This is a genomic window from Anaerostipes caccae L1-92, assembly GCF_014467075.1.
GTDB classification, from domain to species: Bacteria; Bacillota; Clostridia; order Lachnospirales; family Lachnospiraceae; genus Anaerostipes; species Anaerostipes caccae.
This window is the reverse complement of sequence record NZ_AP023027.1, coordinates 69,930-82,500: the sequence shown is the minus strand read 5'-3', so window position 1 is coordinate 82,500 and position 12,571 is coordinate 69,930. Positions and strand designations below refer to the sequence as shown.

14 protein-coding genes are annotated in these 12,571 nt (G+C 40.4%); 7 read left to right on the top strand and 7 right to left on the bottom strand.

Annotated elements, in window-relative coordinates; all coding sequences use genetic code 11:
- Nucleotides 1–4 precede the first annotated feature (4 nt).
- Together ANCC_RS00410 and ANCC_RS00405 are read right to left on the bottom strand one after the other, a co-directional pair.
- Nucleotides 5–1,198, bottom strand: coding sequence for a DUF5711 family protein (locus ANCC_RS00410; protein WP_006567985.1), 1,194 nt, complete (start codon nt 1,196–1,198; stop codon nt 5–7).
- A gap of 59 nt (nt 1,199–1,257) precedes the next feature.
- Complete coding sequence (locus tag ANCC_RS00405) at nt 1,258–2,409, bottom strand: LysM peptidoglycan-binding domain-containing protein (protein WP_156340575.1); 1,152 nt, start codon at nt 2,407–2,409, stop codon at nt 1,258–1,260.
- Nucleotides 2,410–2,614: 205 nt separating this feature from the next.
- Between ANCC_RS00405 and yyaC the strand changes: the two genes are divergently transcribed.
- Nucleotides 2,615–3,181 (top strand): spore protease YyaC, encoded by a 567-nt coding sequence (yyaC, locus tag ANCC_RS00400; protein WP_006567987.1) that lies wholly within the window; start codon nt 2,615–2,617, stop codon nt 3,179–3,181.
- A gap of 5 nt (nt 3,182–3,186) precedes the next feature.
- Here the strand turns inward: yyaC and ANCC_RS00395 are convergent, their stop codons facing one another.
- Entirely contained in the window at nt 3,187–4,242 is a 1,056-nt protein-coding gene (locus ANCC_RS00395; RefSeq protein WP_006567988.1) for a PTS sugar transporter subunit IIC, read from the bottom strand.
- A gap of 129 nt (nt 4,243–4,371) precedes the next feature.
- Here ANCC_RS00395 and ANCC_RS00390 point away from each other — a divergent pair, with 129 nt between their 5' ends.
- The 4 genes from ANCC_RS00390 (at nt 4,372) to ANCC_RS00375 (ending at nt 6,634) form a co-directional block, all read left to right on the top strand.
- Nucleotides 4,372–4,650, top strand: coding sequence for a hypothetical protein (locus ANCC_RS00390; RefSeq protein ID WP_006567989.1), 279 nt, complete (start codon nt 4,372–4,374; stop codon nt 4,648–4,650).
- Between the two features lie 109 nt (nt 4,651–4,759).
- Nucleotides 4,760–5,323 carry an RNA polymerase sigma factor gene (locus ANCC_RS00385; RefSeq protein ID WP_009291260.1) on the top strand — a complete coding sequence of 188 codons (564 nt, stop codon included), beginning with the start codon at nt 4,760–4,762 and terminating at the stop codon, nt 5,321–5,323.
- Nucleotides 5,307–5,993 carry a DUF4367 domain-containing protein gene (locus tag ANCC_RS00380; protein ID WP_006567991.1) on the top strand — a complete coding sequence of 229 codons (687 nt, stop codon included), beginning with the start codon at nt 5,307–5,309 and terminating at the stop codon, nt 5,991–5,993. The genes ANCC_RS00385 and ANCC_RS00380 overlap by 17 nt, the downstream gene beginning before the upstream one ends.
- Before the next feature lie 164 nt (nt 5,994–6,157).
- Nucleotides 6,158–6,634, top strand: coding sequence for a hypothetical protein (locus tag ANCC_RS00375; protein ID WP_039946869.1), 477 nt, complete (start codon nt 6,158–6,160; stop codon nt 6,632–6,634).
- Nucleotides 6,635–7,186: 552 nt separating this feature from the next.
- On the opposite strand, the gene ANCC_RS00370 is transcribed toward ANCC_RS00375, so the two are convergent.
- The 4 genes from ANCC_RS00370 to spoVG all read right to left on the bottom strand — a co-directional run bounded on the left by ANCC_RS00370 (nt 7,187) and on the right by spoVG (nt 9,359).
- Entirely contained in the window at nt 7,187–8,038 is an 852-nt protein-coding gene (locus ANCC_RS00370) for a DUF4367 domain-containing protein (RefSeq protein WP_006567993.1), read from the bottom strand.
- A gap of 97 nt (nt 8,039–8,135) precedes the next feature.
- Entirely contained in the window at nt 8,136–8,291 is a 156-nt protein-coding gene (locus tag ANCC_RS00365) for a hypothetical protein (RefSeq protein WP_006567994.1), read from the bottom strand.
- 83 nt (nt 8,292–8,374) lie between these two features.
- Nucleotides 8,375–8,881: an RNA polymerase sigma factor gene (locus tag ANCC_RS00360; RefSeq protein ID WP_006567996.1), complete on the bottom strand. Its 507-nt coding sequence runs from the start codon at nt 8,879–8,881 to the stop codon at nt 8,375–8,377.
- Nucleotides 8,882–9,062: 181 nt separating this feature from the next.
- Nucleotides 9,063–9,359 carry a septation regulator SpoVG gene (gene spoVG / locus ANCC_RS00355; RefSeq protein WP_006567998.1) on the bottom strand — a complete coding sequence of 99 codons (297 nt, stop codon included), beginning with the start codon at nt 9,357–9,359 and terminating at the stop codon, nt 9,063–9,065.
- 478 nt (nt 9,360–9,837) lie between these two features.
- Between spoVG and murC the strand changes: the two genes are divergently transcribed.
- A complete protein-coding gene (gene murC, locus ANCC_RS00350; protein ID WP_009291254.1) occupies nt 9,838–11,220 on the top strand; it encodes a UDP-N-acetylmuramate--L-alanine ligase in 1,383 nt (460 codons plus the stop codon).
- A 265-nt stretch (nt 11,221–11,485) separates the two neighbouring features.
- Nucleotides 11,486–12,571: a DnaD domain protein gene (locus tag ANCC_RS00345; protein ID WP_009291253.1), complete on the top strand. Its 1,086-nt coding sequence runs from the start codon at nt 11,486–11,488 to the stop codon at nt 12,569–12,571.

Genomic DNA, 12,571 nt, shown 5'->3' with positions numbered 1-12,571 from the left:
CCATCTAACGTAATCTAACCAACTGTGTTTTATCTTCAAATGTAATCAAGTACCGTTCCGCTTTCCCGGTGGGCGCCATGGCCTGAATCCTTTTCTTAAAATTCTGCTGGTACATCTCATGGCCTGCATAATTTATCATAGAGCAATGATAATTTCCCACAAACAGTACTCCGTCCGGGCCAAGGTACACATCCGAGAATTCTGTCTTAATCTCTCTCTCCATAACCTTTCTGCCGGAACGGTTATAGGCCTGTACCAGATACTGCTCTTTGGAAGACTTCTTTTTATTCTCAAGAATCAGGGCAAAATGGGAATCATCCGCAGCAATACTTTTGATCCTGGAATTTATTTTAATCTCTTTTTGTTTCGAAGGTGTGTCTTTTGTGTTAAAAATAATTGTTTTATTATCACCAAACGCACAAACCGTATTTTTTCCCATAAATTGAATCTTTGGGATCACAGTATCCTTAAAGTCAAATCCCGCCAGCAGCCGGTCTTCTTTTTCCTGCCCTTTTTCTCCGAAATCATAAAACGCTACCCGGTTCTTCGTCTGCAGTCCGTCCACTACCAGATAACTGACAGCCAGCATCGTGCCGTCTTCGGACAGGTCAATATCCAGCGGATATCCATTTTCATCGATCGTCGTCTTGATCGTTACCAGCTTCTTTTGAGAAGCATCGTAAAGCTCTATATAATTTTCATTATCTCCCTGCAAAACTGCGGCGATCACTCCCTGTTCCGCAACTTCTACATCACTGACCGCATATGAGGCGGAAAATCTTTTTACTTTTCCGGTACTGTCATATAGAAGAATCTCATTCCCGTTCTTATATGCAGCTGCGATATAATCTCCACAGTATGTAACAATCGGATTCTTGATGGAATAAGCCTTCTCCCACTCTACTTTACCGTCACCGTCGATAAACGAAATCCCATCTTCGTTATAACTTATGGAGCCATTTTTATATGCAAAGGACTTCGTCCCGGAATCCACATGTTCTGCCACTGTCCGTTCTGTCTTGAGCATGTGGTAAGTCCGATATCTGTATGCCAGGAAGACTGCAAACAGTACCACACACAAAATCCCCCCAAGAATGATCCTCTGTTTTTTGCGGATCTGTTTTTTCAAAATAGAATTCTGCATTGCTTCCCTGCTGTTTGTATAGAGGGAAAAACCTGATTTTATCCTATGGTTCATTGTAAAACCCCTGTATTTTTATTTAACATTATCAATATCACGCTTTATTATACATGATTTTACTTTGTTATACTAGGAATAATTAGTTTCTGTCCGGGATAGATACGCTCCTTCGGCCCAATCTTATTTGCATCCAGTATTTTATACATATATTTTCTGGTTCCATACATTCTGCGGGAAATGGATACCAGACTGTCCCCTTTTTTGACGACATAAGTTTGGCTGTGTTCCATGGACTGCGTAGATTTCTGTGTTGACGCAGTGGCTGCGGTTGTGCCGGCTTCTGTTTTTTTCTCGTCCGCTGTCGTGCCCGCCTCTGTCCCGTCCGCTTTTTCGGTGCTGGCCGGCAGCTGTTTCGTGGTTGTGCCTGACCCCTTGTTTTCTTCCTCCATTGAAACATTGTCCTTCACGCCTTTTCCCATGGTCTCCACCGCCCCATGAATCGCGTCGCCAAAGGAGGAACTGTTATCCAATCTGGAATAATAGAACATTCCTCCGGCTAAGATCAGGACAAGGAGCATTGCCGCACTGGAGGAAAGCCGCTTCATCATGTCCTTTGTCTTGCTGCTTTTCTGCTTCTCCTGGACGATTGTCCGAAACTGCCGCACAATTTTTTCATCTCTCTTGGCTTCCAGCATGGATTCATAAGATACAGCTTCTTTTAATTTTTGATTCCGCTCAATAAGGTATTCCTGCATCATCGGATTTTTTTCATAGTATATGTAATAACCGCTCTGTCTCACCAGATCTTGTCCGCGGTATACGTAAAATGCATCTTCCCCCTCCAGGTGATCTGTCATATACAGCACTTTCCCGTCACCCGGAAAATTTTCAAAATGAGTCTTCTTTATCTTATCATTAAGCCTTACCGAGAATCCCATTCTGGAAAGCGCCCATCCGATCACCTCCAGATCCGGAAAGAAACGTTCTTTCTTCTGATAGATTTCCCGCCAAACCTTATCGTCAAATACGGTCTCGTCCAAATCCAGCTCTATATTCTGCCCTTCCACAGCTCCTCTGATAAATATCACAGTCTCATTATCAATACTCTTTTTTTCTCCAAATAATATAGCCCCTCTTACAAAAGTGTTTTTGTCCGTCGTCAATGCTTTTAAAAATGTAACTACAAAATCTTCGATATAAACTTTTGTTGTTCCCACAGGCCCGCCGATCTGTCTGATGTTCTTCGGCAACTGATTTTCTGCTCTCACGAAAAAGCCTCCCTTTCCTCTTTAATACCAAAGACTTTACCACAGTATTTTCAATTTTTTTATCAAAGGGCGTCGACTGAAGAAAATAATTTTGCCCATGTGGGAAGTACGTATTGGGACGGTATACTTTTTTGTTTTATGTATAAACTATATGGAGCGTCTTATACGGCGAAAAATGATATTTAAGAAATGATTGGAGAACGCAATGCGCATTTCAGACCGAATATCCTATTTTAATCCCAAAGACAGAGAAGCGGGTGCTTTACTGCAGGCAGATTTGATCCGCCGGATTCAAATGCAGAAAAAAGACAGCCAGCAGGTAGTCGTCCTGTGTGTGGGAACAGACCGTGCTACCGGTGACTGTCTTGGGCCCTTGGTAGGCCATCAGTTAATGACATCTTCTTATTATAAAGTCTTCGGAACTTTGTCACAGCCGGTACATGCCGGAAATCTTACTCAGACTATGGCCGAAATTTACCGCTCGTTCAGGGAGCCCTTTGTTATCGCCATCGATGCGTGTCTGGGTTCTGCTGATCATGTTGGCTATGTGACCGTGTCTTCCATGCCGCTGTTTCCCGGACAGGGTGTAGACAAAGAACTGCCGCCTGTAGGAGATATCTCGATTACCGGCATCGTAAATTTCACATCAGAGACCAACTTTAACACCATACAGACCACAAGGCTTCACACGGTCATGGAACTCTCCTCTTATATTGCATGCGGAGTAGAGGATTCTGTCCGGTATTTTGCGAAACATGCTGCAACGACTTAAAGATGTCACATATTCAGTTTCATATCCCCCTGTTTTATAATGCCCATCCGGCGCATGCCTTCTGATATAAAGTAAGTCAGCAGTGCAGGAGCAATGATATGCATTCCAATGATCATGACTGCGGTTGCGGCCGGAGAAACCCCGCCGGCCACCATAGTCTTATATCCCATAATCTGCCCTACTAATCCGGCTGTCCCCATCCCGGAACCAATGGCATTGTTTGTCATCTTCAATATTATAGTAGAAACAGGTCCCAGCACAGCACTGGTGAGGATCGGCGGAATCCAGATCAGCGGTTTTCTGACGATGTTTGGAACCTGAAGCATCGATGTACCGATTCCCTGAGCAATTAAGCCTCCCACCCTGTTCTCTCTGAAACTCGCCACTGCAAATCCTATCATCTGAGCGCTGCATCCAACTGCAGCAGCTCCCGCAGCAATTCCTGAGAGATTTAATATGACTCCCAGCGCGGCTGAACTAATCGGCAGAGTCAGTGCCATCCCCATCAGAACTGATACTACAATACCCATCAAAAACGGCTGCTGCTCCGTACCCCACCGGATAAGGTCGCCCAATCGCGCCATCAGCTGACTGATCCATGGACCGAGAAACAGACCTACGGCACCCCCGGATAAAATGGTTGTAATTGGTGTAAGCAGGATATCCAGCTGTGTCCTTCCAGAGATCAGGCGTCCCAGTTCAATTCCTACATAGGCAGCCAAAAAAGCGCCCAGAGGTTCCCCCGGACCAGAGAGGACGACAGCCCCTTTGACAATCAGGGTTCCCGCCATAATTTTTGATGCATATGCTCCAATCATTCCTGCACATGCCGATGAAACGGTTACCAGAACCGATTCCTGAAAACGTGAGGCAACTCCCACGCCAATCCCGGCCCCGGTCAGTACTTTGGCCGCTGCCGCACCAACTGCCAGGACTTGTCCGATATTTCCGCCTATCAGCAGTCCAACTTGTTCCAGAATCGTCCCGATAATCAGAGTCGCAAACAACCCCTGCGCCATCCCGGACAATCCGTCAATAAAGAACCTCTTTAAAACCTTCATTCGATCTTCTCCTCAATATTCTTCTTTAACGTCATTTTAAATCATTTTCTCTCTCACTACAATATTGACTGTTTTATATTTATCTTCTATTATACTTAATATATTTCAAATAGAAAGCAGGTAAAACCAATGTTCCGTATGTGGGGAAAACTAATGAAAAGCAACCGGCTGCTGAAAGACACCGTAATCAGTGTGGAAGATGCCGGTCTGAACCGTACCCGAAAGGTATATAAGGCTCTTGAAGACATTTGTTATGAGTTTGATCTGCCGAAACCTCTCTGGCTGGAGGCGAACAAAAAGGAATTTATGACCCACGATAAAACAAGATTTTATCATGACAGTTTTATTGAAGATATTGACTTTGATTTCTTGGAGGTCCAGGTTATCGAAGAAGACCAAAGCCTTTAGAATATTTCTACAGGCTTTTTTTGTACAAGCTTTACAATACCGGAAAACCTATCTATAATGAGAGATATAGAGAGAAACCATAAACGGGGGAAAAAGGGAGAGAATGAAAATGAAACGGCGGAAGAATAAACCTCCTACCAAGAGCGCTGTTGATTATATTGAACTGCTCTACAACAAGTATGCGCCTAAGCTGAAATATGTAGCAAAGCAATATATTCATAATGATACGTTGGCTGAAGATGTACTTCAAAATGTTTTCGAGAAAGCGTTGCTGTACTCTGAAAAGATTTTAGAATTGCCCGATGAAAAGGCCTTTACGTTTTTATATGTCATAGTTCGCAACACAGCGTATGACATGATCAAGGTTGAGAGCAGAAATAATCACGAAGAATTGACTTACGAGGACGGCGAAGATTCAGAATACTTGATTGATCCTAATGATTATTACATGGAATATATTGACTTAAATGTAATGGTAGATAAGATTGGCAGGCTGCCAACGAACCAGCAGACAGTTCTTATCCTGTACTATTATTATGGATTCAGCTTTCTGGAAATAGCAACGCTATTACAAATTTCGGAACTGACTGCAAAGAAGCGCTGCAGTCTAGCCCGCAGTTCCTTACGTGCTCTGTTTGAGAAGGAGGGATTGAGTTATGAGTACAAACGATAAAAAAGACAAAAATGAAGAATTGTTTGACCATATCATCGAGTATGGTGCAAGCAGATGGACCGACGAAATCTCCCCTGATAATATTCCTGAAGAGGAACTGTCGGATCAATTAAATCAAAAAATTGACACCATATTTTCCTCGGCCAGGAAAAGGGCAAACAGAAAACGCAGGTTTATCAGTGCACGGCGGATTGCGGCTGTGTTTGTGGTACTGCTTACTATGGCTTCTGTTACTTTGATGAGTGTTGAGGCTTTCAGAGAGCCAGTTATGAATTTTATATTTAATAAACGTAGTTCCCAGAATCGGACAAGAATTCAGATTCAAACACATGGAGAAAACAAAGATTTTAATTTTAATTACTTGCCACCTGGATACTCTTTCTCTGAAAAAAAGGTAAGTGAGAATAATACACATATATTATATAAATTTAAAGATAAATCATCGAACATAATTTATTTAAATATTATTTTAAATACTTCTGCAAAGAATTATAGTAATATGAATAAAAATGATTACAGTATAATTAAAAGAAATAATATTGAATACTATTACATAGATGATACTTTTAGTCAGCTTTTATGGTATAAACACAAGACTATTTATAAACTAAATGGAACTCTTTCTAAAGATGAATTATTAAAAATAGCAGAAGGCGTTGAATATAATTAATATTTTAAGGAACCTAAAAAATTTGGGTTCCTTTTTTTGTACATTTTTTTATAAAATATACTTCTTCCACTTAACTACACAAGTAAACACACTCAGATAATTCATGATTTCACCATTATCTAACTACATCAGTTATTCAAGTAGTAAGGATAATGGGAGGAATTATGAAACAATATTTAAAACATTTAATAATGTCACTTGTTTTAGTACTATCAATTCTGTTAATTTCAGTTCCTGCAGAAGCTAGCTCTACACCCGAGGTTTCATACAGTAATCAATCGATAACTTCATTTATGTTAAAACCCAATTTTATGTCTAATAGTTGGACAGGATTTCGTGACGCCTATATAGATCTGCAAATTGACAAATCAGGTATTGCTCATTTTTACACTCTTGTATGTGCAAGTAATTCGAAATACTATTGTAAAATTACAATGAAACTTCAACGTTATAAAAATAAAACCTGGACAACTTTAACGAGTGGTACATGTACTAGTAAGTCAGATAATATGTACAGTAGAAGCTACTATGTGTCTAAAGGATATAAGTATCGAGTTTATAGCAAGGCCTATATTTATAAATCTAAAAATGGAAAACTTATAAATTCAGACACATTTACAAAAACAAAAACCAGAAAATAATTAATAAATATTAAAATCCTTACTGAATTTAAAAAAGTGCTGTTAAAAATTATTTGACAGCACTTTTTAAAAAATATTCACCTTTTTGCTCTAAAAACAGTTTCTATTATAGAGGGGTATTTTTTCAATCATTATTCCTAAGAACATATTAACTATTATAATATTAAAGAAAGGAAAACCATCCAAATCACAAACCATTCTAAAAAATTGGTTAAGCGGGTGCGGAAACCTGCTTTAATGGTTGAATCTACCCCTCTTGTTAAAAGCTAAGATTATAAGTATCTGAGCTTCAGTGAGCAGAGAGTACCATGAATTCATAATAACATTGGTCTTTCTGCATTTTTTAACGAAACTTGCGAATATGTTTCACTATTTCCATATTATTTCAGTTACTATTATAGAGAGCATTAACAACAGATTGTGATTATTTCGCTGGACCTCATTCTCTCTCTCATAAAAAATGGCTGGCGAAGTTTTTACAATCTGTTGTTAATGCTCTTTTACCGTGATAAAAGCAAAAACAGGACAAAGTCAAAGTGCTTTGTCCTGTTTCTATTTGATATATTTAGCAATTTTCTCAGCTTCATATATACTGATCATTCCTTCAATATTCATTTCAAATTGATTCACATGTCCCAGTACCGATAAAGTTCTGTCTCCCTTATAAAAGCTGAATTCACCTCCAGCAACTTTAAGTATTTTTACTTTTGTTTTTTCCTCTCCAAAAAGAATTTTTTCAGAACCGTTTGTTGTTCCGCTGTGATCGTAATAAGAGTAATACAACACAGCCTCTCCCCTGCTGTAAGATGCTATAATACCTATGACTTTCTTGTCAAGAACATTAACAAGGATATTTTGCAGTCTCCATCCGCGAGGCATATATCTTGGATACATTACATCCCGCTTATAATTATTCTTTACTTCCTCCCAGGTAGATACCCGAAAATTAGTTCCTGATTCTGCCCCATTATCTTTTGTTATGTTTCGTGCAACAAACCCTTTTATCGTCTCTATCAGCTGATCAGCAGGCGATTCCCCTGAAGGATCATTTATTTCAATCTGAACTTCTGTCGTCTTTTCGTTTTTTTTATTAATGTAACGAAAAATAGACTTTCCTGTTATCGCATAACATATCACCTGCGCTGAAAGTATAAATACAAGAAGAAATACCGCTGCCTTTGCTGCAATCGAGCAGTACCTCTTCCTTCTTCTTATTTTTAATAAGCTTCTTCTTTCTATATGTCCGCAGTAGAATGCTTCCTTATCAAGCTTACCTTCATCTTTTAAGGGCTCCATACATTCTAATATAAGTTCTATATGCAGTAACTTCTCTTGATCTGATTGGGATTTAAAAAATTCTGTAATCCATTCAAAAGCCCATCTCTTGATTATAAAATTTTTCATCCTTTGTACCTGTTCTATGTTTTGTGAATTTTCTATTTATTGTAACAGATAATTTTATATATGTGAATCATAACCAAGAACCGACGATTTTTACGGATTATTTCTGGGTCTTATTAATATCTGTAATTTTTGACCTTATTTTTTCTTTTACATCCTCTGATAATGTTTCCTCTTCTATATCCTCCGGATGGATTTCCTCTACAAATTTCCCAACCGCTTTCTCTAGTAACTGTTCAAATTCCTTCCTTCTCATTTCGGCTCCTTTCGCATGAATTTTAAGGTTACATATCTATATCCCCAAAAAACACGCGAAGGTGTCGTTTAAATTGACTTTATTCAGCCAAACATAATAAGAATAAACAGCTGTTTCCTTGCTTTTTTTCGTATTCTTGCAAGTTTTGATTTTACCGCCTGATCTGTGCTTTCCCTGAATCCCGCAAGCTCATTGATCGTAAATCCTTTCATATAAAAATCATAGAAAAGACGAAATTCGTCTTCCGAGAGTACATTTTTAAGATCCGTTTCCAGCAGTCCGCTGTAATCGTCCTCAAACTTTTGGTTTAATGACATTATATTCTCGTCTGTCAGTATCTCGTCTATCCTATTTTTCTTCTCAAACACATGATATGTTTTGTATTTTGCTGTCTGTTTCAGCCATCCGACAGGATTTTCATGCTCTGAAAGACTGTCTATTTTTTCATATGCCGTCAGATATACTTCCTGAAGGACATCATAGGCCTCCTCCCAGTCCCAATAAAAAAACCCCTTCATAAATTTGAGCATCTCTTCATAACTTTCGTCATATAACAAATTAAATGCATTTTCTCTTGATGTATCATCCATATATTAACCCGCTTCTGATTTTTTGTTACAGCATAACAGAAAATCATCTGAAACGCAAAAAGACAGCATATGGCACGGCTCTGAAAGTCATGTTATATACTGTCTTAATCTACTGATCAGCGAACGGCGGATCTCCCGTTCCTGTTACTTATGGACAATCATAGTATTTAGAATTAAGTGTTTACTCTGCTCCCTCTTCCGGCTGAGTTGCGTCTATGTCTCCAAGTCTCATGGCCTCATACTGTTCCAGGATCATGGTCTGGATCGTGTTTCTCGTTGCCGAATTGATCGGATGGGCAATGTCACGGTATTCCCCATCGGCAGCTTTGCGGCTTGGCATTGCAATGAACAGGCCCTTTTCTCCTTCGATGACTTTGATATCATGTACTACAAATTCATTATCGATCGTAATAGAAACGACTGCTTTCATTTTCCCTTCTTTTGCTACTTGTCTGATACGTACATCTGTAATTTGCATGTTGTCTTCCTCCTAGTTTTCAAAACTTTAGCTAATGATCTGTTGTGCGGCCGTTTTTACTCTATCACCTTCCCTTTTCAGTGCCGCAAAATATCCCCACTCTCAACACGTTCTGCCCATACTATGACTCCCACTGTATACATCTATACTCTAAAACAAAGCACCTGCCGCCTTCCAAAATCCAAATTGGAAGCCGATCCTGATGCTTGTGCAGGGATCAACATCGTACATACTATCTTAGATAATGTTTATTATAGCATCTCTTTCGTGAAATGTGAACAAATATTATTATATATTTTCGCTGATATTATCGTATTTTACTATTTGGCAGTACAAAATACGACGATATTTCCATCATTCTGTACACCTTTTTTGCCGGAACCTCCTGTTTCTCATTTCCTTCCTTGCAACTTATTTTTTTGTGCACTATAATAGAAAAAACACTTTTTTTAAAATCAGAGAAAGGTTAGGAATTCCTATGTATCAAATAGATTTCAAGAAACCAATTCATATTCATTTTATGGGGATCGGCGGCATCAGCATGAGCGGTCTTGCCGAAATCCTTCTCAAAGAAGGATTTACTGTTTCCGGTTCCGACATCCGTTCCTCCGATATCACCGAAAAATTGAGTTCTTTAGGCGCCAAAGTCTTTTTAGGGCAAGTCGCGGAAAATATCACAGATGATATTGACCTGGTGGTATATACTGCGGCCATCCATCCGGAAAATGAAGAATACAAAGCCGCACTGCAGAAAGGCATCCCTCTTATGAAGCGTGCGACTCTGCTCGGACAAATGATGCACAATTATAAAAATGCAGTGGCAGTATCCGGAACCCACGGCAAAACAACCACGACTTCTATGCTCTCACACATCCTGCTGGCCGGAGAGACAGATCCAACCATCACTGTGGGGGGGATTCTGGACATTATTGACGGCAACATCCGCGTCGGCCATTCCAATGTCTTTGTGACAGAGGCCTGTGAGTATACGAACAGCTTTCTCGAATTTTTTCCGAAGATCAGCATTATCTTAAATATAGAAGAAGACCATATGGACTTTTTCCATGATATTAATGAAATCCGTGATTCCTTCAAAAAGTTTGCTCATAAGCTCCCGGAAGACGGCCTGCTCGTCCTGAACGGGGAGATTGATGACATTTCTTATATCGTAGAAGGGCTCAAAGCCAAGTATGTGACCTACGGCATTGATAACGATGAATTTACCTATACGGCTAAAAATATTTCCTATGACTCTATGGGCCATGGACACTTTGACCTGTACAAAGAAGGAACTTTTGTAGATTCCCTGTCATTAAATGTGAACGGCCTGCATAATATTAATAATGCGCTGTCTGCCGCAGCCGTTGCTGATTTCCTCGGACTTTCCATAGATACTGTAAAAGCCGGTCTCCTGACTTTCTCCGGTGCCAAGCGGAGATTTGAATATAAAGGGACCTGCGGGGGCTTTACCGTCATTGATGACTATGCCCACCACCCTACGGAGATCAAAGCAACATTAAATGCCTGCAAAAATTATCCTCACAAAGAATTGTGGTGCGTCTTCCAGCCGCATACCTATACAAGGACAAATGCCTTTTTAGATGAATTCGCCGAGGCTCTCAGCCAATGCGATCATGTGATCATTACCGATATCTATGCTGCCCGGGAAAAAGACACCGGCATGGTCCACGCCAGAGACTTAGCAGATAAAATCGAAAAAACCGGTACTGACGTTCGATATATCAAGGATTTTGATGCGATAGAAGAATTTATTTTAAAAAAATGCAAAAAAAATGATTTGTTGATAACTATGGGGGCCGGAAATGTTGATTCTATCGGCAATGAGTTAGTTAAGAAATAGTTATCCACGTTATCCACAGGGTTATACACAATTGTGTATAACTTTTCCTGTGGATTTTTCTTTATTTTTTCCACATCAAGATTTTTAAAGTGAGGCTTGTCTTTCTGCGGATTCCATTTACTTATCCACGTTATCCACAGTTTCCACAATTATTTTGTGGATTACTCTGTGAAAAGAGCTGCTATTTACAATTTATTCGGTCTGCGTTATAGTTCTTTTAGATTAAAGAAAGAGACGTATTGACTAATATTAGGGAGATGGATTTATGAGCAGTATTAACGTAACGACAACATACCCGACCGGGGGAACTTTATTACCGAATGCCTTCGTAGACTACTACATGATCAAAGCCAACGGAGAATATGTGAAGGTTTATATTTACCTCCTGCGCATGGTTTCTAACGGCCAGAAGTTTAATATATCTTGTCTGGCAGATTTGCTGGAACTTACGGAGCGTGATATCTGCCGCGCCCTGAAGTACTGGAAAAAAGAAAATCTCCTGGACCTGGTCATGGATGGCGGAGAGATCCGTTCCATCAAACTGCTCCCCGTTTCCACGGCCCTGACGATTGACGCGGACGATCTCATGGAGCCGGAAAAAGAAAAACCTGCGAAAGTACCGGCAGTGGAACCCGCTGCCGTTGCTCCGGCTGCGAAAGCTAAGGCAGTTCCGGCCCTGAGGACGCTGACTCCGTCACAGCTGGCCCAGAAAAATAAGGACGATAAGTTTTCTTATCTGATCTATATCGCAGAAATGTACATAGGGCGTCCGCTCACCGCCAATGATCTGAATACTCTCTCTTACTTCTACGATGACCTTGCGATGTCACCGGAGCTGATCGAACACTTAGTAGATTACTGTGTATCCAACGGCAAGAAAAATTTCCGCTATATGCAGACCGTAGCGATTGCCTGGTATCAGGAGGGCATCCGCACAGCAGACGAGGCCAAGCTTCACTGCCAGAACTATCAGAAAGAGTATTATCAGATCATGCATGCCTTCGGACTGAATAACCAGCCCGCACCGGCTCAGATCGAATATATGAAGCGCTGGCTCAAGACCGACGGTTTTGACTTAAGCATCGTCATTGAAGCATGCAACCGCACGATCCGCTCCATCGGCCAGCCTAAATTTCAGTATACCGACAGTATTCTGAAAAAGTGGAAGGACAACCATGTGGTTTCACTGGATGATGTAAAGAAACTGGAAAGCCGCCCGGGTACTGTATCCAAAGCCGCAGCCCCGCAGCCAAACAACCAGTTCCACAATTTTGAAGAACGTGACTATGACTATGATGAGCTGGAAAAACAGCTTTTTGAAAAGCAGATACACCCTGTAAAGGAGGACTGA

Bases quoted from the DNA above. Each gene is read 5' to 3' on its own strand.
- ANCC_RS00345 (WP_009291253.1), top strand. From the start codon at position 11,486: ATGAGCAGTATTAACGTAACGACAACATACCCGACCGGGGGAACTTTA.
- ANCC_RS00390 (WP_006567989.1), top strand. From the start codon at position 4,372: ATGTTCCGTATGTGGGGAAAACTAATGAAAAGCAACCGGCTGCTGAAA.
- ANCC_RS00370 (WP_006567993.1), bottom strand. From the start codon at position 8,038: ATGAAAAATTTTATAATCAAGAGATGGGCTTTTGAATGGATTACAGAA.
- ANCC_RS00360 (WP_006567996.1), bottom strand. From the start codon at position 8,881: ATGGATGATACATCAAGAGAAAATGCATTTAATTTGTTATATGACGAA.
- ANCC_RS00385 (WP_009291260.1), top strand. From the start codon at position 4,760: ATGAAACGGCGGAAGAATAAACCTCCTACCAAGAGCGCTGTTGATTAT.
- ANCC_RS00365 (WP_006567994.1), bottom strand. From the start codon at position 8,291: ATGAGAAGGAAGGAATTTGAACAGTTACTAGAGAAAGCGGTTGGGAAA.
- ANCC_RS00380 (WP_006567991.1), top strand. From the start codon at position 5,307: ATGAGTACAAACGATAAAAAAGACAAAAATGAAGAATTGTTTGACCAT.
- ANCC_RS00375 (WP_039946869.1), top strand. From the start codon at position 6,158: ATGAAACAATATTTAAAACATTTAATAATGTCACTTGTTTTAGTACTA.
- ANCC_RS00410 (WP_006567985.1), bottom strand. From the start codon at position 1,198: ATGAACCATAGGATAAAATCAGGTTTTTCCCTCTATACAAACAGCAGG.
- ANCC_RS00395 (WP_006567988.1), bottom strand. From the start codon at position 4,242: ATGAAGGTTTTAAAGAGGTTCTTTATTGACGGATTGTCCGGGATGGCG.
- murC (WP_009291254.1), top strand. From the start codon at position 9,838: ATGTATCAAATAGATTTCAAGAAACCAATTCATATTCATTTTATGGGG.
- spoVG (WP_006567998.1), bottom strand. From the start codon at position 9,359: ATGCAAATTACAGATGTACGTATCAGACAAGTAGCAAAAGAAGGGAAA.
- yyaC (WP_006567987.1), top strand. From the start codon at position 2,615: ATGCGCATTTCAGACCGAATATCCTATTTTAATCCCAAAGACAGAGAA.